This is a genomic window from Marinobacter sp., from assembly GCF_048269445.1.
Classification (GTDB): Bacteria; Pseudomonadota; Gammaproteobacteria; order Pseudomonadales; family Oleiphilaceae; genus Marinobacter.
The window spans coordinates 49,185-74,849 of sequence record NZ_JBLXIQ010000006.1 but is presented as its reverse complement, the minus strand read 5'-3'; the positions used below and the strand labels follow the sequence as shown (position 1 = coordinate 74,849).

Here is a 25,665-nt window from a genome sequence, read left to right as displayed (position 1 = left end):
TCCGGGTGTGTACACTTGTTAACCATTGATCAACGGTAGGCAGTACGGGCAGGCGATGGCGGAAAAACAGCGAAGAAAGCCCGGTGAAACCCGCGAGAAATTGATGAATGCGGCGTTAACACTGGTGGGGAAGGGACGGCATTTTGCCAGTCTTGGCATCCGGGAAGTAACGCGACAGGCTGGGGTGGTGCCAACCTCGTTCTATCGCCATTTCCGCAATATGGATGACCTGGGCTTGCAGCTGGTGGATGAGCTGGGACTGGTATTGCGCCGGATGATGCGTGAGGCCCGGGCCAATGTGCTGCAGGCGGACAAGCTGATTGAGGAATCCGTGGCGATCTTCATCAGCCACGCTCGGGCCAACCGGAGCTTTTTTATGTTCATGGCCCAGGGGCTTGCCGGAGAGAGCCGGGCAGTGCAGGAGGGCATTCGCAGCGAAATGCGGTATTTCGCCAGTGAGCTGGCCAACGACTTGCGCAGACTGAGACTGGTGGATCATCTTAACGACCAGGATCTGGATATGACCTCTGATCTGGTGGTGCGAAGTGTCGCTTTCAGCCTGACCGATCTGCTGGGAGTTTCACCGGATGATGATTACCAGATTGAGCAGATCAGGAAGCGGACCACCCGCTTCCTTCAGTTGATCTTCGTGGGCGCGGCGAACTGGAAAAGCCCGGGCTAAGCGGGCCCGGGCATACGCCTTTACGTTTTCGGTGCGGCTTTCTTTCGCGGTTTCCGCGGTTTCGGGGCCGCTTCCGTTTTTTCAACGGCTTCTGGTTTCGCCGGTGGCGGCAAAATTAGGCTTTCCAGCTCATCCAGTGCCTCTCCCGTATACACCGCCAGTTTCTGCATGCTTGGCAGGGTATCCCGACAACCGGTGAAGCCAAAATTCAGAGATCCCGCATAACTCAGGCAGGTAATGTTGAGAGCGCCGCCATGGGTGATCAATGACACCGGGTACATGGCCTCCAACCTGGCACCCTCATAGTAAAGCGTTCTCTGGGGGCCGGGTACGTTGGAGATGGTGACGTTGAACACCGGGCGCATTCGCCCGCCCAGCCCGGACATCAGCTGGAGGATGTAGGGAGACATCAGCAGCATGGTGTACTGGGTCAGTGCGCTCTTGGGCAGCTTCTGCAGATGTTCTTTCGCCCGCCGGCTTGAGGTCTTGATATTTTGCAGGCGTGTCAGCGGGTCCGCTTCGTCGGTCGCCAGGGACGCAATAATAAAGCTGATCTGGGTACCGGTGCCCTCATCATCGGATGGCCGGATATTGACCGGTATGCCCGCGGTAAGGGGAGTGTCGGGTAGCTCATCCTGCTCAAGCAGAAAGCGCCGGAGGGCGGTCCCGCACAGGTACAGCACGATATCGTTCAGGGAGCCGCCGGATACTCGTGCGACCTCTTTGATGCGGTCGAGCTGGTAATGCTGGGTGGCGAACCGGCGTTGGCCGGTTACCCGGTGATTGATCTTCGATACCGGCCCGGTGAAAGGCGCGGTGAGGCCATCCTCCGGATGGCGGACCGAATGGACCAGCCGGTTTCCCGCCTGCCAGAGCCGTGGCGCCATGTCCGCCTGCAACTTCAGGGCATCCATGGCCTGTGAGAAAGCACCCGGTACGCTGGCTTCGGAATCGGTTTTGCTGCCCCGGCGGCGTTCTGGCCGAACCGACCAGGGGGGAGCCATGTTCTTTTTATCCGGGTCGGTGGTCAGCACCCGTTGCATCAGGCGAACACCGCTGATGCCATCAATCATCGAATGATGCATCTTGGTGTAAAGGGCAAAGCGGTTGTTTTCCAGTCCCTCGATAACATGGCACTCCCAGAGCGGGCGGGCAAAATCGAGGGGGTTGGAGTGCAGTCGCGAAACCAGGATGCCCAGTTCACGTTCACCGCCAGGGCGGGGCAGGGCAGAGTGGCGGACGTGGTAATCCAGATCGATGTCCTTATCGACTTTCCAGGCCGGCGCCAGAACCCGGCCCAGGAAGCCGGACCAGGCAAGCTTGTAGCACCACGGAGGCGCTACGTCGCCGGTTTCTTTCATGCGGGTGATCATGTCCCGAAGAAAGGTTTCAGAGGCTCCTTCCGGTAGCGAAAAGATCTGCAGATTTCCCACGTGCATGGGGGTATCTTCAGATTCTACGGCCAGCCAAGAGGCATCCAGGGTTCCCAGGCGTTTCATTCCTTGTGTGTCTCCACGAGTGTCCAGGTATTTTATTTGTCTGTTGCAAGTATACTGATAACCGGTTCAGGACACGATGCTCCCGGCCAGAAAGTTCTCCGGTTTTGCGCTGTTTCACTATTCCAGGAGCTTGCCGCGGAAGGCTCACGCAAGTGCACAGTCTGTGCTACTTTTCATCGGTTGGTTGCAGTAAAAACAAGAACGTCCGGAGGCACTGTGGAATCCAGTCCCGTGCCCATACCGGCAGAGATTTATGGGGTACTGATGTTCCCAATACAAAAGTCCAGACTCACTGACAGGAATACTTACCGATGCAGTTTCTGAATGGCATTACCCTGCTACTGGTGTACCAGTTGGTGGGTGAAATTACGGTTCGTCTGTTGGGCCTGCCGATCCCCGGGCCGGTGCTTGGCATGGTCATGTTGTTTATTACCCTGATGATCCGTGGCCGAACCCCGGAATCGGTAGACCAAGCGTCTAGCGCATTGCTGAGCCATCTCTCTTTGCTGTTCGTGCCTGCGGGTGTGGGCATGATCGCGCATTTTGGTCGCATTGCCGACGAGTGGGTGCCGATCACTCTGGCTTTGCTTCTGAGTACCGTAATCACGATGGTTGCCACCGCCCTGATCATGCAGGTGACGACCCGCTGGTTTACCAAACCACTGGCCGGGAAGGGTGAGCAAGATGAATGAGCCGGGCCTCAAGGATATCTGGGTCTACCTGTCTGCCTCTCCGCTGCTGGGGCTAACCATTACCCTGATGGCCTACGGGCTGGCCTACCGGTTGTACCTGAAAACCAACTCCAACCCCCTGGCCAATCCGGTGGTCACCTCGGTCGCGATGCTTATCATCCTGCTGTTGGCCACCGGTACTTCTTACAGTGACTACTTTGAAGGCGGCCAGTTTGTTCACTTCCTGCTGGGGCCCGCCACGGTTGCCCTGGCCGTTCCCCTGTATCAACAATTTTCCAGACTGCGTCAACTCTGGTTGCCGGTAATGATCTCCCTGTTCTGCGGTGTGGTGATTGCTGCCGGAAGCTCCATTGGCCTGGCCCGGCTGCTTGGTGGCTCTATGGAAATCCAGATGTCGCTCGCTCCCAAATCTGCCACGGCGCCCGTGGCTATGGGTATTTCGGAAAAAATTGGCGGGCTGCCGTCGCTTACCGCAGTGCTGGTGGTGATCACGGGGATCACTGGAGCTGTTCTCGGCACCAAGCTGTTCGAATGGGTCGGGGTGCGGGATGATACCGCCAAAGGCATCGCCATGGGCGTCGCGGCGCACGGCATCGGGACTGCCCGGGCCTTCCAGGTAAGTTCCCAGATGGGGGCGTTCTCCGGGCTGGCGATGGCGCTTTCGGCCTTCGCTACGGCGCTACTGGTGCCCTGGCTGGTCGATCTGCTTGAAGCCTGGCTACCGGTATGACAAAAAAGCAAATATAGAGGAATCCAGAACCATGCAAACGAAGTACCTTCTCGAAGAAAGCCAGATGCCGAAGTACTGGTACAACCTGCAGGCGGATCTGCCAGAGCCGTTACCGGCGGTGCTACATCCGGGAACTCAACAGCCGGTAGGACCTTCCGATCTTGAGCCTCTGTTTCCGATGGCGCTGATCGAACAGGAAGTGACCACCGAGCGGGAAATCGAGATTCCCGAGCCGGTGCGCGACGTATACAAACTCTGGCGCCCGGCTCCGTTATACCGGGCTCATCGTCTCGAGAAGGCACTTGGTACACCGGCGAAAATTTTCTACAAGTACGAAGGTGTAAGCCCGGCGGGCAGCCACAAGCCCAATACCGCCATTCCTCAGGCGTTCTACAACCGTGAAGCGGGCATTCGTAACCTCACCACAGAAACCGGCGCCGGGCAGTGGGGTACGTCGCTGTCCTTCGCGGGTTCACTGTTTGATATTGACGTTACCGTGTTCCAGGTACGGGTTTCCTACAACCAGAAACCCTATCGCCGGGCGGTGATGGAAACCTATGGCGCGAAATGCGTAGCCTCGCCCTCGGAGCTGACCGAATTCGGACGCAAGGTGCTGGCGGAGAATCCGGACCACAACGGCAGCCTCGGCATTGCCATTTCCGAAGCGGTGGAACTGGCTGTGCAGGATCCGAATACCAAGTACGCTCTGGGCTCCGTGCTGAATCATGTGTTGCTGCACCAGAGCATTATTGGTATGGAATGCATGCAACAGATGGAAATGGCGGACTGTTGGCCCGATGTCATCGTGGGCTGCACCGGCGGTGGTTCCAACTTTGCCGGCATTGCCTTTCCGTTTATGGGCCATGCGCTCCGGGGCGGGCAAAAATCCAGGATCGTTGCCGTGGAACCCTCGGCCTGTCCGACCCTGACCCGTGGCAAGTACGCCTACGATTACGGCGATACTGCACACATGACGCCGCTCACCAAGATGCACACCCTGGGCTCCGGCTTTACGCCGCCGGGTTTCCATGCTGGAGGGCTGCGTTACCATGGCATGGCGCCTATGGTTTCCCATGCCAAGGAGCTGGGTCTGTTTGAGGCTGTGTCCTACACCCAACGCGAATGCTTTGAGGCTGGCGTGCTGTTTGCCCGGAACGAGGGCATCGTGCCTGCGCCGGAAGCCAACCACGCGGTCAAGGGCGCCATTGACGAAGCCCTGCGCTGCAAGCGGGAGGGCAAGGAAGAGGTCATTCTGTTCAACCTCTGTGGCCATGGTCACTTCGATATGGCGGCCTACACGTCCTATTTCGCCGGTGACCTGAGTGACCACGAATACGACGAACAGGAATTGGCAATGGCCCTTTCCGGGCTGCCGTCCATCAATGCCTGATCAGTCCTCCTCGAATTCCTGAGGTGGGCAATGGTATTCCTGGACAGTTGCGCCGTCGTCCACGCTCTCCAGGTGCACATCAAAGCCCCATAACCGGTGTGCGTGGCGCAGTACTTCGCTGGTTTCCTTGCCCAACGGCACCCGATCGACCGGAACGTGCCGCAGGGTCAGTGAGCGGTCACCGCGCACATCCACGTTCCAAACCTGAATGTTCGGCTCACGGTAGCTGAGGTTGTACTGGCGGGCCAGTTTTTCTCGCAGTTCCCGATAGCCCGGCTCGTCGTGAATGGCGGTTACCCGGTAGACATCTTCCTGGTCGTCGTTCTGGATCGCGAACAGCTTCAGGTCCCGCATCACCTTGGGCGAGAGAAACTGCTGGATAAAACTCTCGTCCTTGAAGTTCTTCATCGCGAAATGCAGGGTTTCCAGCCAATCACTGCCGGCGATGTCCGGGAACCAGTGGCGGTCTTCCTCCGTTGGCTTCTCACAAATCCGGCGAAGGTCCGTGAAGATCGAGAAGCCCAGGGTGTAGGGGTTGATGCCCGAGTACCAGGGGCTGTTGAATGGCGGCTGATAGACCACGGCCGAGTGGCTCTGGAGGAATTCGAGCATGAAACCGTCGTTCACCAGGCCCTTGTCGTACATGCGGTGCAGCAAGGTATAGTGCCAGAAGGTGGCCCAGCCCTCGTTCATTACCTGGGTCTGGCGCTGCGGATAGAAATACTGGGCCAGTTTGCGCACGATGCGGATGATCTCGCGCTGCCAGGTCTCCAGCAGTGGGGCGTTTTTCTCGATGAAATAGAGAATGTTTTCCTGCGGTTCCTCGGGGTAGCGCTTGCGCCGATTCACCGGGTCATCATCCTCGTCCATTTTCGGGATGGTACGCCACAGGTCGTTGATGCGCCGTTGCTGGTATTCCTCCCGCTCCTTCTGCCGCCGCAATTCTTCCGAGGCAGAGATGGGGGCGGGCCGCTTGTAGCGGTCTACGCCATAGTTCATCAGGGCGTGGCAGGAATCCAGAATCTCTTCCACCGCGTCAACGCCGTAACGCTCTTCACACTCAGCCACGTAATTCCGGGCAAACACCAGGTAATCAATAATAGCGCTGGCGTCTGTCCAAGTGCGGAACAGGTAATTGCCTTTGAAGAAGGAATTGTGGCCATAGGAGGCATGGGCAATCACCAGCGCCTGCATGGGCAGGGTATTTTCCTCCATCAGGTAAGCGATGCAGGGATTGGAGTTGATGACGATCTCATAGGCCAGACCCATCTGGCCCCGTTGGTATCCCTTTGAAGTACTGAGAAACTGCTTACCGAAGGACCAGTGGTGGTAGCCAACGGGCATGCCCACAGAGCTATAGGCGTCCATCATCTGTTCGGCGCTGATCACCTCAACCTGGTTGGGGTAGGTGTCCAGACCGAACTCGGCGGCGCATTTGGCGATTTCGTCGTCGTATTTCTGGACCAGCTCGAAGGTCCATTCAGAGCCTGTGGAAATCGGTTCCCGGGCTCGGGGCTGGTCACTTCCCGGCAGATTCGGGCGGTCCATCAGGTTGGTCATGCGGCTTTCCTCTCAAACAACTGGCGGAACACCGGGTAGATGTCGCCGGGGTCAGCGATCTGCTGTAACGCAAAGCTCTGGGGGAAACGTTCGTGAATCTTTTCGTATTCATACCAGAGCATCTGGTGATCCTGTGGCGTGATTTCCACATAGGCGAAGTACTGCACCAGCGGCAAAATGCTGTCAGCGAGAATCTTGCCGCAGACCGGGGAGTCATCATTCCAGTTGTCGCCGTCTGATGCCTGTGCCGCATAGATATTCCACTCGGACGGGGAATAGCGGGATTCAACAATCTTGTGCATCAGTTTGAGCGCGCTGGAGACGATGGTGCCGCCGGTTTCCCGGGAATAGAAGAACTCCTCCTCGTCCACTTCCTTAGCGCTGGTGTGGTGGCGGATGAAGACTACTTCGATCTTCTTGTAGTTCTTCTTCAGGAACAGGTACAGCAGGATGAAGAAGCGCTTGGCGATGTCCTTGTGCATCTGGGTCATCGACCCGGACACATCCATGAGGCAGAACATGACAGCACTGGTGGCTGGTTGCGGCTGCTTCAGGTGCTGGCGGTAGCGCAGGTCGATTTCATCAATGAACGGGATTCGTTTTACATTCGCTTTCAGGCGGGCAATTTCTTCCTCCAGAACCTGAATCTGGTCCTCATGGCTGAACGCCGGATCCAGATCGTCTGGGGCCGATTTCAGGGCTTCCAGTTGTTTTTCCAGATCCCGGATTTTCTTCTTGCGGGCACCGCCAAGACCCAGGCGCCGAGCATGGGCGCCGCGCAGGGAGCGCACGACATCCAGCTTGGCTGGCACTCCCTGGGTGCTGAAGCCAGAGCGAACGTATTTGAACGCTTCGGTATCCTTCAGTTTTTTTCGGGCAAGATTGGGGAGTTCCAGGTCGTCGAACAGGAAATCCAGGAACTCTTCCTGGGTAATCTGGAAGGCGAATTCGTCCATGCCTTCGCCATCCGGGCTGGCCTGCCCCTTTCCGGAGCCCTGGCCTCCCCCGCCTTCGGGTTTGGGGATGGTGTCCCCGGCCACAAACTCCTGGTTGCCAGGGTGAACCACCTCCCGCCGGCCGCCCTGGCCATGATGGAAGATGGGTTCTTCAATGTCCCGGGACGGAATGCTGACTTTCTCACCCCGTTCTATGTCTGTTATCGAGCGCTTCTGCACCGCATCCGCCACGGCACGTTTAATGTGATGGCGGTAGCGGCGCAGGAACCGTTCCCGGTTCACCGCGCTTTTGTTCTTACCGTTCAGTCGCCGGTCGACTATGTGGGTCATTCCCATGGCGTAACTCCAGCTCAGTGAGTGGTCACTGACTTAGTGAGACTTGCGAACCCGCAGATACCATTCGGCCAATAGCCGTACCTGCTTCTCCGTGTAGCCTCGATCGACCATCCGCTCGACGAACTGCTTGTGCTTGTTCTGATCTTCCTGACTCGCTTTCGGGTTGAAGGAGATCACTGGCAACAGGTCTTCTGTGTTCGAGAACATCTTCTTCTCGATCACGCTGCGCAGCTTTTCATAGCTGAGCCAGGACGGGTTTCGGCCCTGGTTGTTGGCCCGTGCCCGCAGTACGAAATTAACCACTTCGTTTCGGAAATCCTTCGGATTGCTGATGCCTGCCGGCTTCTCGATTTTCTCAAGCTCATCATTGATGGATGAGCGGTCGAGAATTTCGCCAGTCTCCGGATCCCGGTATTCCTGATCCTGAATCCAGAAATCGGCATAGGTCACATACCGGTCGAACAGGTTCTGGCCATATTCGCTGTAGCTTTCCAGGTACGCAGTCTGGATTTCCTTGCCAATAAACTGGACATAGTGCGGTGCCAGGAATTCCTTGATAAACCTGAGGTATTTCTCATGGGTTTCGGACTGGAACTGCTCCTGTTCAATCTGCTTTTCCAGAACATAGAGCAGGTGCACCGGGTTGGCAGCCACTTCGGTTGTGTCGAAGTTGAATACCTTGGACAGGATCTTGAAGGCAAACCGGGTCGAGAGACCGTCCATGCCTTCCATTACGCCCGCAGCATCCCGGTACTCCTGAATGGACTTGGCTTTCGGATCGGTGTCCTTGATGTTCTGGCCGTCGTAGACCCGCATCTTGGAGAAAATGCTGGAGTTTTCCGGTTCCTTTATTCGCGAGAGCACAGAGAACTGGGCAAGCATGTCGAGAGTATCCGGCGCGCAGGGGGCACCTTCCAGAGAGCTGTTGCTCAGAAGTTTCTTGTAGATCTCAATTTCTTCGGTCACCCGCACACAATAAGGCACCTTGACGATATAAACCCGGTCAAGGAAGGCTTCGTTGTGCTTGTTGTTGCGGAAGGTCTGCCACTCGGATTCGTTGGAGTGGGCCAGGATGACGCCGTCGAAGGGCACGGAACCCATGCCTTCGGTGGTGTTGTAGTTGCCTTCCTGGGTAGCCGTCAGCAGTGGATGCAGCACCTTGATCGGTGCCTTGAACATTTCCACGAACTCCATGAGGCCCTGGTTGGCTTTACAAAGGCCGCCGCTGAAGCTGTAGGCATCCGGATCATCCTGGGAGAAGTCTTCCAGCATGCGGATGTTGACCTTGCCCACGAGGGCGGAAATGTCCTGGTTGTTGTCATCGCCGGGCTCGGTCTTGGAGACGCCGATCTGGTCGAGTACCGAGGGGTATTTCTTGACCACCCGGAACTGGCTGATATCGCCGCCGTATTCGTGCAGGCGTTTGACAGCCCAGGGAGACATGATGGTTTTCAGGTAGCGGGCCGGGATGCCATATTCCTCTTCCAGAATCTGGGCATCCTCCGCCGGGTCGAACAGGCCAAGCGGAGATTCGTTCACCGGCGAGCCCTTAATGGCGTAGAAAGGCACCTTTTGCATCAGGAACTTGAGCTTTTCCGCCAGGGAGGACTTACCGCCGCCGACCGGGCCGAGCAGGTAAAGAATCTGTTTCTTCTCTTCCAGGCCCTGGGCCGCATGACGGAAGAAGGACACGATGTTTTCGACGGCATCTTCCATGCCGTAAAACTCGGAAAATTCCGGGTAACGCTTGATGACCTTGTTGGAAAAGATGCGTGACAGCCTCTGGTCACGAGAGGTATCGACGAGTTCTGGTTCGCCGATGGCAATTAACATTCTCTCAGCGGCCGTGGCGTAGGCCGTTGGATCCTTTTTGCAGATCTCCAGGTATTCCTCCAGGCTGTATTCTTCTTCCTGGGTACTCTCATACCGGTCTTTGAAGTGCTGCAGTATGCTCATAGATTGCCCCTCGCTCGCTGTTCTTCAGCTTTCAGTTCACGCAATTTCCCCGTTGCAGTTGGCTCCGCCCGTCCGGGCGGTCTGTCTAGTTATGGGTGGAAGAAATGGATACTTACAAGCCGGTAAACGGTCGGGCCGTGGTCGGCTTGCTTATTTTGAGCTTAGTTCACGGTCGCGAAGTTGGACAGTGGGGGAGTGGTTAAGGTTCATTAAATTATGTTAGACGGGTGTGGTGTTTTTGTAGCTTACCGGAGTTGGGGGTAGGTTTAAGCGGCCGAACTCGAAGGCGGGAGTGCACCCCGGTGTACTCCAGTCAGGCCATGGTGCAGCCGCCCGGGCAAGGCTAAAGTTTGGTTAGCCGAAACACGCTTTCTGATGCGCCTTCCAGGCCCTTTCGTTTTGTAAACGGATGATCCTTGGCCAGAGTGTTGGTCAGAATATGTTCGATTTTGTAGTCGTCCTGGTAGAGCTCGCGGACTTCTTCGTCGCTGACGTTGAAGGGCGGACCCTTGATCTCGGTGTCGTAGTCCAGGGTGATCAGCAGGATTCGGGTGCCATCCGGGACGATGGCTGTCAGGTGTTCCACATAGCCCTTGCGCATAGTCGGGGGCAGGGCGATGAGGGCAGCGCGGTCATAGACGAGGCGGACGTGTTTGAGGTCGTCGGGGACCAACTGAAAGAAGTCGCCGCACCAGAGCTGAAGGTCGTCGTGTTTGAAGGTAGTGAAGGGTTCGCCGGGGTGGATCGTGGCTTTCTCTCCGGCTTCCTCGAAAAAGTCCTTGCAGGCGATGTCGCTCAGCTCCACGCCGATGATGGGGTGGCCGCGGTCGTGGAGCCACCACATGTCGTGGGCTTTTCCGCAGAGGGGGACGAAGACCGTGTCCGTGCCCTTGCCGGCGAGTTCGGGCCAGTGGTCGTAGAGATACTGGTTGACGGTACCCTCGTGAAAGCCGATTTCCTTCTTGGACCAACGTTCATGCCAGAATTCGTGCTCCATGGTTTCCACCCCGTTATTTGATGCTTGGACGTTTGTTTCAGTCTACCTTAATCTGTTCAGATCTGGATTCAGGAGAAATGTATGAAAGCGGTGTTCCTAGATGCGAAAACGCTCGGCGATGATGTCGATCTCTCGCCGATTGAATCGGTGACTGGCGGGCTTGAAAAGTATGACCGGACTGCTCCGGAGCAAGTATTGGAGCGGATTCGGGGCTTTGATACGGTTCTTGTTAACAAGGTGGTGCTTGGCCGGGAGCATTTCGAGGCCTGTCCGGAGCTGAAGGCCATTGCGGTGGTAGCCACGGGCCTGAACAATATCGACCAGGCGGCGGCGAAGGATCATGGCATCAAGGTTGTGAATGTCACTAACTACGGCCGCTCCACGGTGGCACAGCACACCATGGCGCTGATGCTGGCCCTGGCGACACGGTTGCTGGATTACAGCCGGGATGTTCAGGCAGGACGTTGGGGGCAGAGTGATATGTTCTGCCTGATGGATCACCCGATCATGGAGCTGGAGGGGAAAACCCTAGGGATCGTCGGCTACGGCGACCTGGGCCAGGGTGTGGCAGAGCGTGCGGCTGCATTCGGAATGAAGGTTGTACTGGGCGCCCGGCCCGGCCAGGAAGCGGGAACAGTAGATGGTTATCCCCGGATACCCCTGGATAAACTGCTGCCGAAGGTGGACGTATTGTCAATGCATTGTCTGCTCACGGATGAAACCCGTGATCTGATCGGTGCCCGTGAACTGAAGCTGATGAAGCCCGATTCATTGCTGATCAACACCAGCCGAGGCGGTCTGGTGAACGAGCAGGCGCTGGCGGATGCCCTGAGGGCCGGGGAAATTGGTGGCGCCGGTTTCGATGTGCTTACTGAAGAGCCACCCCGAAATGGCAATCCCTTGCTGGCGGATGACATCCCGAACCTGATCATTACCCCGCACTCTGCCTGGGCCAGCCGGGAAGCGCGGCAGAGGATTGTAGGTATTACGGCAGCCAATCTGGCCTCAATCGAATGAGAAAAGCCCGGGCTCACCCGGGCATTTTTCTGAAACCTGTGAGGCTCAGTATTTCCAGCCGACGCTGACGGACGCGCCCAGCTGATACATCTCCAGAGCAATGGTCTGGTTTGGCGCCAGCGGGTTAGGCCCGGAAACCTGCTTGGCCGGGGAGTAAAACGCCATGCCGGACACGTCCAGGTTTTCGTTAAAGTTGTGGGTGAAGCCACCGGTGAAGTGCCATTCCTGAATCCCGGGAGCGAGAATGTTGAACAGCACGTCTTCACCGGAGATCGGGCTTTCACCGTAGCTTACGCCGGCCCGCCAGGCCTGGGAGGGTGTCTGCTGCCATTGCCAGCCCAGCTTGACAATGGTCATATCATCCCAGCCGAAGCCCGGACCTTGATCCGTGCCGAGAGAGCCCGGGGTAATGGGCATGACCGGATTGCCGACGCTGTTAATCTCGCTGTACCGGATGTGCTGGATATCCAGCAGAATCCAGTGATCCTGAATGCCGGACCAGGCAACGCCGGCATTGAACATCTGCGGGATATCGAAGTCACCCTGTTCGGCGAACAGCCCGCTGTATTTGTCAAACTCATTCATTTTCAGAATGTTGCGCCAGCTCACGCCGCCACGAAGGGTGTTAGTAATCTCGCCCTGCCAGCCAATCTGGTAGCCATAACCCCAGGCATCATCAGTGCCCTTGTTGGAAAGTGCGCTGGCATCGGAAGAAAAGGGCGCAAAGTTCTGGAGCCCTTTTGCTTCAAAGCGCTGATAGGCAATCACCGGTGAAATTCCGATGGCCTGGTTGTCAGAAAACTCCCAGGACCAGGTGGGGGCAATGAAGAGTTGCTCCAGGTTGACGCCGGTCCGGCCGCCGTAGAAGGGGCCACCATTTTCACCTGAGAAATCGGTGCTCATGCCACCGTTGGCGAAAACAGATACACCGAAACTTGTGGTATCGGACAGTTTGCGGTTAAAGCCCAGGTGCGGAATAACGAACCCGTTGCGGCTGCTCTTATAGGTTCCCCGTTGAAGGGGGAATGCGGGAGGTGGCGACATAGGGCCGTCCACCGTGTATTTCCGCCGGGGAGAAAAGAGCTCCAGCCCGCCATCGATCCGATTGCCCACAAATGCCATGCCCGCCGGGTTGGTGGCTGCGGCAATACTGTCCTGAGAGAGCGCAGAGCCGGCGCCGGCCAGGCCCTTGCTGATGGTGCCATAGCCATGGCTGAAATAACCGTTGGTTGCCAGGGCCGTAGCCGGGAGAAGGGCTGTCAGGGCGGTAACGCCCAAAGCAAGTCTGGTTTTCATGATTTAACACCCGTTCGGGAAGTCGTTATATCGTTGATGACGGTCCTTTTACAGAAATGAGGTTATAAGAGGAAGTAACAAAAGCTGATATGGTTATATTATGAGCGCGGGCCTCGCAAACCGCAGCGAATCAGCCATACTTGGTTGAGGTCGGATATCTGACTGATAACCTGAATAAAACACGGAACGACAGGACCTAAAGTGGCTTCATTCCAATTGAAAGAGCGACTCCAGGCTGCAGAGAGCTGGATTCTGGCCAACCCCAATCCGCCCCAGAGCTGGCCATGGACCTGGTTGTATAAGGTCGGGCGCACGACGTATGCAATGGCCCGGGACGTTCTCAGCGGGCAGTTGACCCTCCATGCCATGAGTCTGGTTTACACCACGTTGCTGAGTATTGTGCCGTTGCTCGCGCTGAGCTTCTCGGTGCTGAAGGCACTTGGCGTGCACCAAAAAATGGAGCCCTTTCTGTTTCAGTTTTTTCAGCCCCTCGGGCCTCAGGGCATCGAACTCGCGGAACAGATTCTGGGGTTTGTCGACAACATGAAGGTGGGGGTGCTGGGGTCGGTAGGCCTCGCCCTGCTTGTCTACACCGTCGTTTCCCTGCTGCAGAAAATAGAGCGTTCCTTCAACATGATCTGGCGGGTGCCAGACATGCGCTCCATGGCACAGCGCTTCAGCAACTATCTGAGTGTCATCATGGTGGGGCCGCTTCTGATGGTGTCGGCAATCGGTGTCAGTGCCACCATATTCTCATCGACGTTTGTCCAGGCATTGATTGAAATCGAACCCCTTGGCTCTCTGATACTTGTCGTCAGTCGGTTTACCCCTTTCTTCCTGGTGGTTGGCGCCTTCACCTTTGTTTATGTATTTATGCCTAATACCCGGGTCAAGTTACGTTATGCCGCTATTGGTGGCCTGGTGGCCGGGGTTTCCTGGCAGGCGGCCGGAATGCTGTTTGCCTCGTTTGTGGCGGGGTCCGCAAAGTATGCCGCCATCTACTCCAGTTTCGCCATCGGCATTATTCTGCTGATCTGGATCTACCTGAACTGGATGATTCTTCTGCTGGGTGCCAGTCTGGCGTTCTATCTGCAAAATCCGGGAAACGTGGCCAAGCGACGTGAGGTACAAATGGCGCCAGAGTTGCAGGAGAAGGTTGCACTGGCAACCATGTGGCTGGTGGCCAAACCTTTCAGCGAGGGCAAGCCGGCGCCGCAACAGGAGGCGCTTGAGCTTCAGTTGAGAGTGCCGGGCGAGGTGACCCGAGCCATGAGCGACAAGCTTATTCGGGCTGGGTTGTTGACGCTGGCGGGGCGCCAGGGCGATCAGCTCGCGCCCGGGCGGGCACTCGATCTGATTACTGTGGGCGAGGTGCTGAGGGTCGTTCGCAAGGATGAAGACCGGGTGGTCGACCGGCTCCCAGGCCTCGTACCTGCTGGCCTGCTGGGGCCAGACAGAGTCATTGAAACCCGAACGTTTGCCGAGCTGCTGCGCGAGGGCGGGGCCGAGGAAAAAGTCAGCCCAAGGCCCGAGCCGGAGCCCGAATCAGTTTCTGACAGTTGAGCGTCCGCCCTCCCGGAGCATGGCTTGAAGTGCACTGCGGACGGTGCTGATCTGGCTGTCTGTCAGCCGGACCACCTTGGCCAGGTCCTGTTCGGCGAGGTTGCGCTGATGACCGTGCCTGAGGACTTCCCGGGTCCCGATGACCATGCCATCGGTCAGGGGCGTATGTTTCTGCTTGGGTGCAGGCCGCTCGGCGGCCATAAGGTAGGCATGGTACTTGGGCGGCAGGTTCCACTCGTTGGCCAGCAACTGGCAGGTGGTCCACTGATAACGGGCCAGGGCATGACGAATCAAGGCCGGCCCTGGCTCTCCGGCCGTTGTGCGGGACCGGCAGATCCGCTGGAGTTCACGCCGAATGGTAATGTAGGCCAGCGAAGGCAGTAACCCCACCATGAAATGGGCGCTGGTGTCCTCTCCATGTATTTTTGCAATAAGTTCCGCGGCTCGTGCACAGGTCAGTCCCCAGCGCCATGCACGCTGGCCGAAAAGCGCTTCCCGGCTGTTCCTTGCGGCCATCATCGGGCGCATCACGGCAGCGGCGATGACATTTCGGATACCATTCATTCCCAACACGAACACTGCCTGGTCCACGGAGTCAATGGAATGGTCACCTGGACGGAAATAGGGGCTATTGGCAATCTGAAGCAGCTGATCGGTGAGGGAGGGGTCCCCTAGGATTATCTCCGTGAGCCGCTGGCGATCCGTGGATTCGTCAGATAGCGCCCGCATCAGCATTGGCAGGCTCATGGGCTGCCTGGGGAGTTCATCCATCTGGTTGTTGGAAAGGCGCCGGTGCAGTTCGTCCAGAACATCGCTGGAGGATGAGAGGTCAGCCTTGAGGACAGCCGGGTCCGCGTCGAGCAGCCAGCAAAACAGGTGGTCTTCCAGTTGTTGAGCGAGCAGGGGGCTGATGTCTGGGGTATCGTCCGCCGGATGTTCCGGTGACGGATTAAACAGTCGCGCTTCCGGGGCCGGTGGTGAGGGCTGTGGCGTCGTAAATAATCCTGAAATCCAGGAGAAAAAACCTGGCATCCGTTGCCTCCGGGTCGAACCTGCTCGAAGTAGTGAATCTCCGTTTCGGTGAGTATAGAGGTGCGACGCTTTTTTGCACAGGTTAGGACCGTGAATGAAAGCGGGAATTTACAGAAACGACTCCCCGAACACGAAGACCAGCTGGCAGACACCCGCGCCGAAACCAAGGAAGGCCCCCACCAGGATCAATTTGATTTCATCTTCCTGGAAACAGGGGCGGAGCAGGTCCTGGAACTCTTCTGAGGAGAGCGCGATCATCCGCTCCACCATAATGGACTCGACAGCGCGGGCCCGGTCTTTCTCGAACACCGGGTTGTTGAAAGACGTCTGTGATATTTCGATGGCTTTCTCGCCTACCTGGTTTTTCAGGGTGGCGAAACCCGTTGGGCCAAAGGCCATCTGGGTCAGTGCCTTGCCCATGCCAGCGGTTTCATCCACCAGTGGCTTGATGTGTTTCTTCACCATGTTGCGGGCCCGGTCGCCTTTGGGGCCGTCGAGAATCGCGTTAATGATGTTGCCGACGGTCAGGATTTCATGGGTAACAATGTGACAGAAGGACTCGGCCACCGCCGGCTGGCGTTTGAGAAACAGACCCTGAATGCGGAGCGGCCCGATTTTTTTGGCGTGCAGCGGCCGGAAGATGACGTTGAGGGCAATCCAGTTGGTGGCCCAGCCCACCAGCAAGCCGAAGAATGGCAGCACCCACCAGCTTGGGTAAAGGTACCAGACGGCCATCTGGATCAAGCCGAACAGGAAGCCGAAGTAAAGGCCGGAGTTGATGATGAATCGGAACTCCACTTCGCCGCATTCAAGAAAGATCCGGTTGAGCAGTTTTTTGTCGCTGGCCAGACGTTCGATCACCATGCCCTTGATGTCGAGAAGGTCTTCGATGTTGTCGGAAACGTCTTCCACGAGATTGTCTACCAGCTGCGGCGTGGACTTGCGTACCCGGTCGTAAACCATTTTCCGGGCGGAGGCGGGCAGGTTCTCCCAGAAAGTGGGGTGTTCTTTCAGCATCATTTCGTCTACGTATTCTTCGATACGTGGATCGACCGAGTGAACGATGTGGGTGGCGAGAACTTTCGGATCGATCTGCTGGAAAATTTCCCGCACGGTGCCGATTTTGGAGATGGTGGCGTCGACGCTGATGGCGGCCATTTTACGGGCTTTGGAGGGGATGATGCCCTGCCAGCCAAGGAGCGGTGGCTTGCCGATGAATTCCAGGGGGTAGAAGGTCATTTTGATGGCAAGCCAGTTGGTGCTCCAGCCAATCAGGGCGGCAATTACCGGGATGCTGAGATATTGCCAGAATTCTTGGGTGCTTAGCAGGCTTGTCATCCTGATACTCGCGTTTTTCGGTTGTTATGCTCTGGAGGTTGCTGCGCTGAGGGGAGGCCTTTCCAAAACACGCTCCTTGCGGCACATCCATGTGACGCTTGGGCTCCGCCATCCATGGCTCCGCACAGTTTTGGAAAGGCCTCCCCTCAGCGCAGCCCATACTATCGAAATAAGATCGGATTCGTTTTCGGACGCAATGGATAATGTTGCCGCCCCCTCCCCATGTCAATGACTTGGGTGCCGACATGAGACGGCGACACGGTCGGTGAAGGTCAGCCGCCGATATCACCCCAAAGCCATTGGCACAGCGCCATAGCCGCCACCGGAGCGGTTTCGGTGCGTAGTACCCGTGGGCCGAGGGCGACCGGCAGGAAGCCTTCGTCTTCGGCCTGGGCGATTTCCTCGGGGGAGAGACCGCCTTCGGGGCCGATCATGAGGGCCACGCGTTCCGGCGGGATGATGGATTTGAGGGCATGTTCGGTGCGGTGGTGCAATACCAGGCGAACGTCGCAATCCCGGGTGTGTTCCAGCCACTCGGCGATTGTCATTACTGGCAGGATGTCAGGCACCCGGGCGCGGCCGCATTGTTCGGCGGCGCTGATGGCGACAGATTGCCAGTGGCGCAGGCGCTTGTCTTCCCGGTCGCCCTTGAGCTTTACGTCGCAGCGTTCGGTGGTAAGCGGGGCGATGCGGGTGACGCCCATTTCCACCGCTTTCTGGACGGCATAATCCATGCGGTCGCCCTTGGAGAGCGTCTGGCCGAGGACGATTTCCAGGGGCGATTCAGTGGCGTTGGCTTCCGGGGTGCCTACCTGGACTTCCACGTTCTTTTTGCTGGCGCTGGTGATGGTCGCGGGGTAGTCGTTGCCGTCGCCATTAAATAGCCGCAGTTCCTGCCCCGGCTGCATGCGCAATACCCGGCCTACGTGCTGGGCAGCGTTTTCATCCAGTTCAGCGGTTGCGCCCTCGCTGAGGGCTGAATTGGTGTAGATGCGGGGCATGCGCATTAGAGTCTCCGGGTTCAGGGGGCGGCTCTTAATCCCGAACCGCAATCTCTATGCCTTCTGTTGCGACCTGTGCGAGGTGGCGGATCTGTTCTTCGGTGATCACGTAAGGCGGCATGAAGTAAACCACATTACCCAGGGGGCGAAGCAAGGCCTGGCGGGTTAATGCATGCTGATAAACGCGGATTCCCCGTCGTTCCTGCCAGGGGAACGGGGTTTTCGAGGCTTTGTCTTTCACCATTTCAACCGCAAGGGTCATGCCGTGCTGGCGGATGTCTCCCACGTTCGGGTGGTCGGCCAGATGTGCAACGGATTCGGCCATGCAGGCGGAGAGTCCGCGGTTGCTTTCGATCACGTTGTCATCCCGGAAGATGTCCAGGGTGGCCAGGGCCACGGCACAGCCAATGGGGTTGCCGGTGTAGCTGTGGCTGTGCAGGAAGGCCTTGAGGGTCTCGTAATCGTCGTAGAAGGCGTTGTATACGTCGTCAGTCGTCAATACGACAGACAAAGGCAGATAACCGGCGGTCAGCCCCTTGGACAGGCACATGAAGTCCGGGGTGATGCCGGATTGTTCACAGGCAAACAGGGTGCCGGTTCGGCCGAAGCCAACGGCAATCTCATCGGCAATCAGGTGCACGCCATAACGGTCGCAGGCTTCCCGCAGTTTGGTGTGATAGATCGGGTGATGCATTCGCATGCCGCCGGCACACTGGATCAGAGGCTCAACCACCACGGCGCAGATTTCATCGTGCTTTTCGGCCAGCAGTGTTTCCATTGCCTCGAACTGGCGCAGGGCGTAGTCTTCGTCGCTTTCACCCGGTTCCTTGTTATAGGCATCCGGTGAGGGGGCTGTCAGTACTTCCATCAGCAACGGCTGGTAGGTGTCCTTGTAAAGAGACACATCACCGAGGGCCAGCGCGCCCAGGGTTTCCCCATGGTAGCTGTTGCTCAGGTTCACGAAGTTTTTCTTGCCCGGTTTGCCCTGGTTTTTCCAGTAGTGGAAACTCATCTTCAGGGCGGCTTCGATCGCAGAAGAGCCGTTATCGGCGTAAAAGCACTTGTTCAGGCCCTCAGGCGTCACTTCGATCAGCCGTTCAGACAGATTGACCACCGGCTCATGGGTAAAGCCGGCCAGGATGACATGCTCCAGCTCGCCAATCTGCTTCTGAATGGCGGCATTGATTCTCGGGTTGGCGTGGCCGAACAGGTTGACCCACCAGGAGCTGACGGCGTCAATGAAGCGGTTGCCCTCAAAATCCTCCAGCCAGACACCTTCGCCCCGTTTTATGGGAACCAACGGCACGGCGCCTTCATGGTCTTTCATCTGGGTGCAGGGGTGCCACACGGACTTGAGGCCGCGGGCGACGAGGTCGGCATTGCGCATGAGAAATCTCCGTCAGACAGTCAGGTTCTTGATGGTTGGCGGTTAACCTGACTGGATATTACAGTTAACAGCGACAACTGGCCACTCTGCTGTCTGACGGTTGGGTTAGTGCGCCAACACCCGTGAAAGGAACGCCTGGGTGCGTTCGTTTTGCGGGTTGTCGAACACGTCGTCCGGTTTGCCTTGTTCCACGATCTGGCCTTCGTGGATGTAAATAACCCGGTCCGCCACTTCCCGGGCGAAGCCCATCTCGTGGGTTACGACCATCATGGTCATGCCTTCTTTGGCCAGCTCGCGCATGACGTCCAGCACTTCGCCGATCATTTCCGGGTCCAGGGCTGACGTAGGCTCATCGAACAGCATCAGACGCGGTTCCATGGCCAGGGCCCGGGCGATGGCGACTCGCTGTTGCTGGCCGCCGGACAGGTGGCTGGGGTATTTGTCGGCCTGGTCGCCGATGCCGACCCGGTTCAGCAACCTTTCGGCCGTGGCGTTGGCGACGGTTTCCGGCGCGTCCTTGACCTTCTTAGGTGCCAGCATAATGTTCTTCTTCACCGTGAGGTGGGGGAAGAGGTTGAACTGCTGGAACACCATGCCGACTTCCTTGCGGATTTCGGCCAGGACTTTCGGGTTGCCGCTCTTGGGCTCCAGCCGGTGGCCGTCCACCTCCAGATGACCGGATTCGAACTCCTCGAGGCCGTTTACACAGCGAATCAGCGTGGACTTGCCGGAGCCGCTGGCTCCGATAATCACCACGACCTCGCCCTGGCTAACAGTCAGATCTATATCTTTCAGGACATGCAGCTTACCGAAGTACTTGTTCATGCCCTTCATTTTGACGATATCAGTCATGAGTTGCTTCCTTCAGACAGAGACCAGTCCACGGCGCTCGATAAAGCGGAGAATCAGGGACAGTGAGAAAGTGATGGCGAGATACATGAGCGCGACCATAAAGTACACCTCGAACGCCTGGAAGGTAGTGGCGATGTAAATCTGGCCCTGACGAACCAGCTCGCCGACGCCGATAACCGAGAACAGGGAGGTGTCCTTGATGCTGACAATGGCCTGGTTGCCGAGGGGCGGTACCATGCGCCGGAAGGCCTGGGGCCAGATGATGGACCAGAAGGTCTGGGTCCGTGACAGGCCGAGTGACAGCCCGGCTTCGTTCTGGCCCTTGTCGATGGACTGGACGCCGCCGCGAACCACTTCCGAAATGTAGGCGCCGGAGTTTAATGCGATGGCGGCGATACCTGCGGTCAATGGATTAATGGAGGTGCCAATGAGGTCGGGCAGACCGTAGAAAATAAAAAGAACCTGAACAAGAATGGGTGTACCGCGGAAAATTTCGATATACGCGGTGGCCGGCCACTTCAAGAACCAGAGTTTGTTGATGCTCAGCAAACCAAAGAATATACCCAGGGCGAAGCCAATGAGCAGGCCGCCAAACGAAATCATCAGGGTATAAGGGATTCCCTCGAGCAGAAACGGAATTGCATTGATGGCTGCTTGCCAGTCGAACTGAAACTGGGATTCCACTGTAAGTGTCTCCAGAGGAAGTTGCGGTCAGAAAGAGCCGGGGCACTCAGGCCCCGGCGTCGAGAGTTGTATGTAGGTACCTTACAGGCCTTACATATCATCCGGCATGGGGCCGAACCATTTCTCGTAGATTTCCTTGTAGGTGCCGTCTTCTTTCATGGAAGCGAGGGCGCTGTTCACTTCGTCGACCCACTCACTGCCTTCTTTCAGGGCGATACCGTACTGCTGGCCTTCGTAGAGGGGGCCGATGGTTTTGACTTTGCCTTCGCCTTTGGTGCGTGCAAAGTAACCCACGTTCGGGGCGTCGTAGAAAACCGCGTCGATGGCTCCGGACATCAGCGCCATGTACATGTCGGCACTGCCTGGATAGGGCGTGACGCCGTCATCGGCCTCCAGGTTCTTCATCAGGTAGTCGTAACTGGTGCTGCCAATCTTGGTGCCGACCTTCTTGTCTTCAAGATCGTCGAATTCCTTGATGTCGCCATTGGCTTCGCGTACCAGAAGCCGAAGACCGGAATCGTAGTAAGGGTCGGAGAAATCAACGATTTCCTCGCGCTCGTCGGTGATGGTGATGCCAGCGATGGCAATGTCTACGTTACCGGATTGCAGGGCCGGAATGATGCCATTGAAATCCATGGTATTGAGATCAATGTCAAAGCCGGCGCGGTCCGCCACTTCGCGGATGATCTCCATATCGAACCCGATCATTTCGCCGGTTTCCTGATCCATCATTTCAAACGGAACGAAGCTTGGGTCGGTGACCACCTTGAGGGTTTCTGCGCTGGCGGTGCCCGCAGCCACGGTAAGGGCTAGGGTGACACCTACTGTTTTCAGCCATTTCGTACTCATGCTTTCTCCTTTTCTTTCTTATCAGGCTCCATTTGCCCGGTAAGGCAAACCGGACCAACCACTGCTGTTGACGGCGGTCTCCGGGGAGCGTTAGTGGAACTGCATCACATACACTTTAGACTATTACGCAGATGATCACAGGAAATCAAATGCTTGGAGATGAGGGACGTTGGCAGGTTGCCGGGAATCTTTGGGTCGGATTGGGCCCAAAAGGGCCGTCATCCGACCTCTTTAAATTCATCAGAAAGCGATCTTTTCCCGATCACTGATCCCCAGGTTCTTCCAGATGCTGATGCTGGGTTCTGCCTGGTTCAAAGTATAGAAGTGCAAGCCCGGTGCGCCGGCCTTGAGGAGCTTTTCACACATGTCAGTGACAACTTCTTCTCCGAATTTTCGGATGGAGTCGCTGTCGTCGCCGTAGGCTTCGAGCTGCTTGCGAATCCAGCGCGGGATTTCAGCGCCGCACATGTCGGAGAATCGGACCAGGCTGGAGAAGTTGACGATAGGCATAATGCCCGGCACCACGGGAATGGTGACGCCCATTTTTTCCAGGCGGTCGATAAAGTAGAAGTAACTGTCTGCGTTGAAGAAGTACTGGGTAATGGCGCTGTTGGCGCCAGCCTTCACCTTGCGGGCGAAGTTCTGCAGATCTTCCTCGGCATTGCGTGCCTGAGGGTGAAACTCAGGGTACGCCGCAACTTCCAGGTTGAAAGTGTCACCACTGTGCTCGCGGATAAATTCCACCAGCTCGTTGGCGTAACGCAGCTCACCGGCGGCCCCCATTCCGGAAGGCATGTCGCCCCGAAGGGCAACAATCCGGTTGATTCCGTTCTCTTTGTACACATCCAACAGCTCACCGATTTCCTGGCGGGTGCCTCCGACGCAGGAAAGGTGCGGTGCTGTGGAAATGCCCTGTCGGTGCAGGTTGAGCACAGTTTCAATGGTGCGGTCCCGGGTGGAACCGCCGGCGCCGAAGGTGACGGAGAAAAAGTCCGGATTCACCTCGGCCAGCTGATTGCGCACGTTCTGCAGCTTTTCCTTGCCCTGGTCGGTCTTGGGCGGGAAAAACTCAAAGCTGAAACGGCGCTTGAACTGTTTCTGGGATTGCATCTTTATACCCGATCAGTACTTGTAGCTTTCCGGCTTGTACGGTCCTTCGACCGGTACACCGATGTATTTGGCCTGCTCCGGGGTCATTTTGGTGACCACGCCACCAAAACCTTCCACCATGGCCCGAGCCACTTCCTCGTCCAGGTGCTTGGGCAGAACCTGAACGTACACGCCTTTCTCCCGGGCATCTTCCGGCAGATCTGCGAACTTGCGCTCGAACAGGTACATCTGCGCCAAAACCTGGTTGGCGAAAGAGCCATCCATGATCCGTGACGGGTGACCGGTGGCGTTGCCCAGGTTCACCAGGCGGCCTTCGGAGAGCAGAATCAGGTGGTCGTTGGTGGCCTTGTCGCGGTACACGATGTGAACCTGCGGCTTCACCTCGTCCCATTCCCAGTTCTTGCGCATGAAGGCGGTATCGATCTCGTTGTCGAAGTGGCCGATGTTGCACACCACGGCGCCTGGCTTCAGGGCCTTGAGCATGTGCGCGTCGCACACGTTCATGTTGCCGGTCGTGGTCACCAGAATGTCGGTGTTCTGCAGTAGGGCACGGTTAACACCCGCTTCAGTGCCGGTGTTCACGCCGTCGATGAAGGGAGACACCACTTCGAAACCGTCCATGCACGCCTGCATGGCACAGATCGGATCGGCCTCGGTGACTTTTACGATCATGCCTTCCTGACGCAGGGAAGCGGCAGAGCCTTTGCCCACATCACCGTAGCCGATTACCAGGGCTTTCTTGCCGGCAAGGAGGTGATCGGTGGCACGCTTGATCGCGTCGTTCAGACTGTGGCGGCAACCGTACTTGTTGTCGTTCTTGGACTTGGTAACTGCGTCGTTGACGTTGATGGCCGGCACCTTGAGGGTGCCTTCGCGCAGCATTTCCTGCAGGCGATGCACGCCGGTGGTGGTTTCCTCGGTCACACCGTGGCAGTTGGCCAGAACTTCCGGATACTTCTCGTGGAGCAGCGCAGTCAGGTCGCCGCCGTCGTCCAGGATCATGTTCGGCACCCAGCCTTCGACGTCGGCACCAACGGTACGCTCAAGGCACCAGTCGTATTCTTCGTCAGTTTCGCCTTTCCAGGCAAACACCGGGATGCCCTGTGCGGCGATGGCCGCTGCGGCCTGATCCTGGGTGGAAAAGATGTTGCAGGAGGACCAGCGCACATTGGCGCCCAGTTCCACCAGCGTCTCAATCAGCACGGCGGTCTGGATGGTCATGTGGATGCAGCCCATGATATTGGCGCCTTTCAGCGGCTGCTCGGCTTTGTACTTTTCGCGGAGCTTGATCAGGGCGGGCATTTCGCCTTCGGCGATGTTGATCTCTTTGCGGCCCCAATCGGCCAGTGACATATCGCGAACTTTGTAGTCATCAAAGTTGTTCAGGTTTTCTGCGGGAGTGCTCATGGTTTTCTCCTGTCAGTCAGTTTGGCTTGGGCGTATGCCAACGGACATACGCCCGAAATCGGTTTAGATACCGGCGGCGTCCTTGAGAGCGGCCGCGCGATCCGTCCTCTCCCATGGGAAGGAGGTAAACGTCTTGCCGCCAACCGTCATCTCGACTGGCTCGCGACCGAAGTGGCCGTAGGCTGCCGTCTGCTGATACATGGGGTGCAGAAGGTCGAGCATGTTAGTGATCGCGTATGGGCGCAGATCAAAGTGCTCTCGAACCAGCTGGACGATTTTGTCGTCGCTGATCTTGCCGGTGCCGAAGGTGTTCAGAGAGATCGACGTTGGCTGCGCTACGCCGATGGCGTAGGACACCTGGATCTCGCACTTGTCGGCCAGGCCGGCGGCCACGAGGTTCTTGGCTACATAACGACCGGCGTAAGCGGCTGAACGGTCAACCTTGGACGGATCCTTGCCAGAGAAAGCGCCACCACCGTGGCGGGCCATGCCGCCGTATGTGTCTACGATGATTTTGCGGCCAGTAAGGCCACAGTCGCCTACCGGGCCACCGATCACGAACTTGCCGGTCGGGTTTATGTGGAACTGGGTGTCCTTGTGCAACAGCTCGGCGGGCAGGGCGTGTTTGACGATCAGCTCCATCACCGCTTCCTTCAGGTCTTCCTGGGTCACGTCTTCGTCGTGCTGGGTGGACAGCACCACAGCATCGATACCGGCAACGCGGCCGTTTTCATAGCGGCAGGTGACCTGGCTCTTGGCATCCGGGCGCAGCCACGGCAGCAGGCCGCTCTTGCGGGCTTCTGCCTGGCGCTGGACCAGACGGTGCGAGAAGGTGATTGGCGCAGGCATCAGCACATCGGTTTCGTTGCTGGCGTAGCCGAACATCAGGCCCTGGTCGCCGGCGCCCTGGTCTTCCGGCTTCTGGCGGTCAACGCCCTGGGCGATATCGACGGACTGCTTGCCGATGATGTTGATGATGCCGCAGGTGTCGCCGTCGTATCCGACTTTGGAGGAGGTGTAGCCGATGTCCTTGATTACACCGCGCACAAGGTCTTCCAGATCGACCCAGGCGCTGGTAGTGATTTCACCACCGACGATAGCCACACCGGTTTTTACCATCGTTTCGCAGGCAACTCGTGCGTGGGGGTCTTCGGCCAGGATGGCGTCCAGGACGGCATCAGAGATCTGGTCGGCCAATTTGTCCGGGTGGCCTTCAGAGACCGATTCGGAGGTGAAGATATTGTAGTCAGACATAAAGCGTGCTCCTCTGTGAGCGTTTCAAAATCAGACCGATAAGAGCCTTGTTAAAGTGCCTTCCGGTTACCGGTTTG

General features: G+C 57.4%; 22 protein-coding genes. 6 read left to right on the top strand and 16 right to left on the bottom strand.

Annotated features, from left to right (window positions below; genetic code table 11):
* Positions 1-55: 55 nt before the first annotated feature.
* Complete coding sequence (locus ACN0XM_RS13615) at positions 56-682, top strand: TetR family transcriptional regulator (RefSeq protein ID WP_099617329.1); 627 nt, start codon at positions 56-58, stop codon at positions 680-682.
* 20 nt (positions 683-702) lie between these two features.
* On the opposite strand, the gene ACN0XM_RS13610 is transcribed toward ACN0XM_RS13615, so the two are convergent.
* Positions 703-2,181, bottom strand: coding sequence for a WS/DGAT/MGAT family O-acyltransferase (locus ACN0XM_RS13610; protein WP_417567488.1), 1,479 nt, complete (start codon positions 2,179-2,181; stop codon positions 703-705).
* A gap of 311 nt (positions 2,182-2,492) precedes the next feature.
* Here ACN0XM_RS13610 and ACN0XM_RS13605 point away from each other — a divergent pair, with 311 nt between their 5' ends.
* From ACN0XM_RS13605 to ACN0XM_RS13595, 3 genes are read left to right on the top strand one after another with little or no spacing between them, the layout of a single operon-like run.
* Entirely contained in the window at positions 2,493-2,873 is a 381-nt protein-coding gene (locus ACN0XM_RS13605) for a CidA/LrgA family protein (protein ID WP_417567487.1), read from the top strand.
* Positions 2,866-3,603, top strand: a complete 738-nt coding sequence (locus ACN0XM_RS13600) for an LrgB family protein (protein ID WP_417567486.1) — start codon at positions 2,866-2,868, stop codon at positions 3,601-3,603. Before ACN0XM_RS13605 ends, ACN0XM_RS13600 begins: the two co-directional genes overlap by 8 nt.
* A gap of 31 nt (positions 3,604-3,634) precedes the next feature.
* Complete coding sequence (locus tag ACN0XM_RS13595; protein ID WP_417567485.1) at positions 3,635-4,993, top strand: TrpB-like pyridoxal phosphate-dependent enzyme; 1,359 nt, start codon at positions 3,635-3,637, stop codon at positions 4,991-4,993.
* Here ACN0XM_RS13595 and ACN0XM_RS13590 read toward each other — a convergent pair whose 3' ends face one another.
* The 4 genes from ACN0XM_RS13590 to tmpT form a co-directional block, all read right to left on the bottom strand.
* The gene (locus ACN0XM_RS13590) at positions 4,994-6,553 is read right to left on the bottom strand and encodes a SpoVR family protein (protein WP_417567484.1); all 1,560 of its coding nucleotides are present in this window, start codon (positions 6,551-6,553) and stop codon (positions 4,994-4,996) included.
* On the bottom strand, positions 6,550-7,845 hold the full coding sequence (locus ACN0XM_RS13585; protein ID WP_417567483.1) for a YeaH/YhbH family protein: 1,296 nt from the start codon (positions 7,843-7,845) through the stop codon (positions 6,550-6,552). The genes ACN0XM_RS13590 and ACN0XM_RS13585 overlap by 4 nt, the downstream gene beginning before the upstream one ends.
* A gap of 33 nt (positions 7,846-7,878) precedes the next feature.
* A complete protein-coding gene (locus ACN0XM_RS13580) occupies positions 7,879-9,801 on the bottom strand; it encodes a PrkA family serine protein kinase (RefSeq protein ID WP_417567482.1) in 1,923 nt (640 codons plus the stop codon).
* Positions 9,802-10,144: 343 nt separating this feature from the next.
* Positions 10,145-10,798 carry a thiopurine S-methyltransferase gene (gene tmpT / locus ACN0XM_RS13575; protein ID WP_417567481.1) on the bottom strand — a complete coding sequence of 218 codons (654 nt, stop codon included), beginning with the start codon at positions 10,796-10,798 and terminating at the stop codon, positions 10,145-10,147.
* Between the two features lie 81 nt (positions 10,799-10,879).
* Here tmpT and ACN0XM_RS13570 point away from each other — a divergent pair, with 81 nt between their 5' ends.
* Positions 10,880-11,815 (top strand): D-2-hydroxyacid dehydrogenase, encoded by a 936-nt coding sequence (locus tag ACN0XM_RS13570; protein ID WP_417567480.1) that lies wholly within the window; start codon positions 10,880-10,882, stop codon positions 11,813-11,815.
* A gap of 45 nt (positions 11,816-11,860) precedes the next feature.
* On the opposite strand, the gene ACN0XM_RS13565 is transcribed toward ACN0XM_RS13570, so the two are convergent.
* Complete coding sequence (locus ACN0XM_RS13565; protein WP_417567479.1) at positions 11,861-13,111, bottom strand: OmpP1/FadL family transporter; 1,251 nt, start codon at positions 13,109-13,111, stop codon at positions 11,861-11,863.
* 201 nt (positions 13,112-13,312) lie between these two features.
* Between ACN0XM_RS13565 and ACN0XM_RS13560 the strand changes: the two genes are divergently transcribed.
* Positions 13,313-14,674: a YihY/virulence factor BrkB family protein gene (locus ACN0XM_RS13560; RefSeq protein ID WP_417567478.1), complete on the top strand. Its 1,362-nt coding sequence runs from the start codon at positions 13,313-13,315 to the stop codon at positions 14,672-14,674.
* Here ACN0XM_RS13560 and ACN0XM_RS13555 read toward each other — a convergent pair.
* The 10 genes from ACN0XM_RS13555 to metK form a co-directional block, all read right to left on the bottom strand.
* Positions 14,657-15,706, bottom strand: coding sequence for an HDOD domain-containing protein (locus ACN0XM_RS13555; RefSeq protein WP_417567477.1), 1,050 nt, complete (start codon positions 15,704-15,706; stop codon positions 14,657-14,659). The genes ACN0XM_RS13560 and ACN0XM_RS13555 overlap by 18 nt on opposite strands.
* Positions 15,707-15,814: 108 nt before the next feature.
* Positions 15,815-17,044 (bottom strand): DUF445 domain-containing protein, encoded by a 1,230-nt coding sequence (locus ACN0XM_RS13550; protein WP_417567476.1) that lies wholly within the window; start codon positions 17,042-17,044, stop codon positions 15,815-15,817.
* A gap of 272 nt (positions 17,045-17,316) precedes the next feature.
* A complete protein-coding gene (locus ACN0XM_RS13545) occupies positions 17,317-18,051 on the bottom strand; it encodes a 16S rRNA (uracil(1498)-N(3))-methyltransferase (protein WP_417567475.1) in 735 nt (244 codons plus the stop codon).
* 28 nt (positions 18,052-18,079) lie between these two features.
* Positions 18,080-19,432, bottom strand: a complete 1,353-nt coding sequence (locus tag ACN0XM_RS13540) for an adenosylmethionine--8-amino-7-oxononanoate transaminase (RefSeq protein WP_417567474.1) — start codon at positions 19,430-19,432, stop codon at positions 18,080-18,082.
* A gap of 105 nt (positions 19,433-19,537) precedes the next feature.
* A complete protein-coding gene (locus tag ACN0XM_RS13535; RefSeq protein ID WP_417567473.1) occupies positions 19,538-20,284 on the bottom strand; it encodes an amino acid ABC transporter ATP-binding protein in 747 nt (248 codons plus the stop codon).
* 12 nt (positions 20,285-20,296) lie between these two features.
* Positions 20,297-20,968: an amino acid ABC transporter permease gene (locus ACN0XM_RS13530; RefSeq protein WP_417567472.1), complete on the bottom strand. Its 672-nt coding sequence runs from the start codon at positions 20,966-20,968 to the stop codon at positions 20,297-20,299.
* A 90-nt stretch (positions 20,969-21,058) separates the two neighbouring features.
* The gene (locus ACN0XM_RS13525; protein ID WP_417567471.1) at positions 21,059-21,817 is read right to left on the bottom strand and encodes a transporter substrate-binding domain-containing protein; all 759 of its coding nucleotides are present in this window, start codon (positions 21,815-21,817) and stop codon (positions 21,059-21,061) included.
* Positions 21,818-22,057: 240 nt separating this feature from the next.
* Positions 22,058-22,927, bottom strand: coding sequence for a methylenetetrahydrofolate reductase [NAD(P)H] (gene metF / locus ACN0XM_RS13520; protein WP_417567470.1), 870 nt, complete (start codon positions 22,925-22,927; stop codon positions 22,058-22,060).
* 12 nt (positions 22,928-22,939) lie between these two features.
* On the bottom strand, positions 22,940-24,334 hold the full coding sequence (gene ahcY / locus ACN0XM_RS13515; protein ID WP_417567469.1) for an adenosylhomocysteinase: 1,395 nt from the start codon (positions 24,332-24,334) through the stop codon (positions 22,940-22,942).
* 63 nt (positions 24,335-24,397) lie between these two features.
* On the bottom strand, positions 24,398-25,588 hold the full coding sequence (gene metK, locus ACN0XM_RS13510; protein ID WP_417567468.1) for a methionine adenosyltransferase: 1,191 nt from the start codon (positions 25,586-25,588) through the stop codon (positions 24,398-24,400).
* Positions 25,589-25,665 lie beyond the last annotated feature (77 nt).

Excerpts from the sequence above, each read along its gene's own strand:
- ACN0XM_RS13585 (WP_417567483.1), bottom strand. The coding sequence starts at position 7,845 with ATGGGAATGACCCACATAGTCGACCGGCGACTGAACGGTAAGAACAAA.
- ACN0XM_RS13610 (WP_417567488.1), bottom strand. The coding sequence starts at position 2,181 with ATGAAACGCCTGGGAACCCTGGATGCCTCTTGGCTGGCCGTAGAATCT.
- ACN0XM_RS13570 (WP_417567480.1), top strand. The coding sequence starts at position 10,880 with ATGAAAGCGGTGTTCCTAGATGCGAAAACGCTCGGCGATGATGTCGAT.
- ahcY (WP_417567469.1), bottom strand. The coding sequence starts at position 24,334 with ATGAGCACTCCCGCAGAAAACCTGAACAACTTTGATGACTACAAAGTT.
- ACN0XM_RS13525 (WP_417567471.1), bottom strand. The coding sequence starts at position 21,817 with ATGAGTACGAAATGGCTGAAAACAGTAGGTGTCACCCTAGCCCTTACC.
- metK (WP_417567468.1), bottom strand. The coding sequence starts at position 25,588 with ATGTCTGACTACAATATCTTCACCTCCGAATCGGTCTCTGAAGGCCAC.
- ACN0XM_RS13540 (WP_417567474.1), bottom strand. The coding sequence starts at position 19,432 with ATGCGCAATGCCGACCTCGTCGCCCGCGGCCTCAAGTCCGTGTGGCAC.
- ACN0XM_RS13545 (WP_417567475.1), bottom strand. The coding sequence starts at position 18,051 with ATGCGCATGCCCCGCATCTACACCAATTCAGCCCTCAGCGAGGGCGCA.
- tmpT (WP_417567481.1), bottom strand. The coding sequence starts at position 10,798 with ATGGAGCACGAATTCTGGCATGAACGTTGGTCCAAGAAGGAAATCGGC.
- metF (WP_417567470.1), bottom strand. The coding sequence starts at position 22,927 with ATGCAATCCCAGAAACAGTTCAAGCGCCGTTTCAGCTTTGAGTTTTTC.
- ACN0XM_RS13590 (WP_417567484.1), bottom strand. The coding sequence starts at position 6,553 with ATGACCAACCTGATGGACCGCCCGAATCTGCCGGGAAGTGACCAGCCC.
- ACN0XM_RS13595 (WP_417567485.1), top strand. The coding sequence starts at position 3,635 with ATGCAAACGAAGTACCTTCTCGAAGAAAGCCAGATGCCGAAGTACTGG.
- ACN0XM_RS13555 (WP_417567477.1), bottom strand. The coding sequence starts at position 15,706 with ATGCCAGGTTTTTTCTCCTGGATTTCAGGATTATTTACGACGCCACAG.
- ACN0XM_RS13605 (WP_417567487.1), top strand. The coding sequence starts at position 2,493 with ATGCAGTTTCTGAATGGCATTACCCTGCTACTGGTGTACCAGTTGGTG.
- ACN0XM_RS13600 (WP_417567486.1), top strand. The coding sequence starts at position 2,866 with ATGAATGAGCCGGGCCTCAAGGATATCTGGGTCTACCTGTCTGCCTCT.
- ACN0XM_RS13535 (WP_417567473.1), bottom strand. The coding sequence starts at position 20,284 with ATGACTGATATCGTCAAAATGAAGGGCATGAACAAGTACTTCGGTAAG.
- ACN0XM_RS13550 (WP_417567476.1), bottom strand. The coding sequence starts at position 17,044 with ATGACAAGCCTGCTAAGCACCCAAGAATTCTGGCAATATCTCAGCATC.
- ACN0XM_RS13565 (WP_417567479.1), bottom strand. The coding sequence starts at position 13,111 with ATGAAAACCAGACTTGCTTTGGGCGTTACCGCCCTGACAGCCCTTCTC.
- ACN0XM_RS13580 (WP_417567482.1), bottom strand. The coding sequence starts at position 9,801 with ATGAGCATACTGCAGCACTTCAAAGACCGGTATGAGAGTACCCAGGAA.
- ACN0XM_RS13615 (WP_099617329.1), top strand. The coding sequence starts at position 56 with ATGGCGGAAAAACAGCGAAGAAAGCCCGGTGAAACCCGCGAGAAATTG.